This window comes from Gordonia sp. DT218 (assembly GCF_049847105.1).
Lineage (GTDB): Bacteria > Actinomycetota > Actinomycetes > Mycobacteriales > Mycobacteriaceae > Gordonia.
The window spans coordinates 1-1,325 of sequence record NZ_JBNCNS010000014.1; the positions used below are offsets into that span (position 1 = coordinate 1).

Genomic DNA, 1,325 nt, shown 5'->3' on the forward strand with positions numbered 1-1,325 from the left:
TCAGTGTGAAGGTTGATGTGCCACTTCGGTGGTGGTTGGGTTCTGATCACCAGTTGTCTGGCTCTCCCGCCGGGTGCCGTGTCCCCTGCTCGTCAAGGGGTTGGCCTGTACTCGTTGTGCCGACTGCTGGTGATGGGAAACCGACCGGCCTGACTTGATAGGAGCGTGGCAGCAGCAACTCCCACACTGAGATGTGTCGGCCGGCCGGTCCAACCTCACAACCCCGTTGATTGATTGGAGGCCACACCCATGATCGTGGTGGGAGCCGATGTACACAAGCGTTCACACACCTTCGTCGCCGTCGATGAAGCCGGACGTCGACTCGAACAGAAAACAGTCAAGGCCACCACGCCCGGGCATCGCCAGGCGATGTGCTGGATCGGTGAGCGCTACGGCACTGAGGTGGTGTGGGCTATCGAGGACTGCCGCAACCTGTCGGCACGCCTGGAACGCGACCTACTCGGCGCCGGGCAGAAGGTGGTGCGGGTGACCCCGCACCTGATGGCCGAGTATCGGCGGATCGGCCGCGATCGCGGTAAATCCGATCCGATCGATGCGTTGGCGGTGGCACGCGCCGCTGCCCGCGAACCCGACCTGCCCGTCGCCGAGCACGACGACCTCTCCCGCGAGTTGAAACTGCTTGTCGATCACCGTGAAATCCTTGTCGCCCAACGCACAGCAATCATCAACCGATTGCAGTGGAACGTGCACGAAATCGACCCCGGATTCGAGATTGAGCCCCGTTCGATGGACCGAATCAAGCAGCAGAAGAGAGTCGGAGGGTGGCTGGAGAACCAGACACAGATCATCGCCGAACTCGCCCGTGAACAACTGACCGACATCGTCGAGTTGACCGTGCGGATCAAGACCTACACACGCCGCATCACCGCACTGGTCACCCCGGCGGCACCCGCGCTGCTCGAAGTGGTGGGATGTGCCGAACTCACCGCGGCCAAGATCATCGGCGAGACCGCCAACGTCACCAGATTCGCCGATGAGGCCAAGTTCGCCCGCCACGCCGGAGTGGCGCCGGTGCCGGTGTGGTCAGGCAACACAGCCGGACGAGTCCGACTCACCCGCTCAGGCAACCGACAACTCAATGCCGCGATTCACCGGATCGCGATCACCCAGACCGGACGCAACGACAGCCTCGGCAAGGCCTACTACGACAAGAAACAACGCGAATCCAAAACCAAAACCGAGGCACTGCGATGCCTCAAACGCCGAATCTCCCGAGTCGTCTTCGCCGCCCTCACCGCCGACCACAACACCCGCACACAACCCGACACTCAAGCAGCCGCTTGACATAGGAGCTATGAGTAGCC

1 protein-coding gene is annotated in these 1,325 nt (G+C 62.2%); it reads left to right on the top strand.

The window, feature by feature from the left end; translation table 11 throughout:
* Positions 1-249 precede the first annotated feature (249 nt).
* Entirely contained in the window at positions 250-1,305 is a 1,056-nt protein-coding gene (locus ACPXCG_RS23940; RefSeq protein WP_425794889.1) for an IS110 family transposase, read from the top strand.
* Positions 1,306-1,325: the final 20 nt, after the last annotated feature.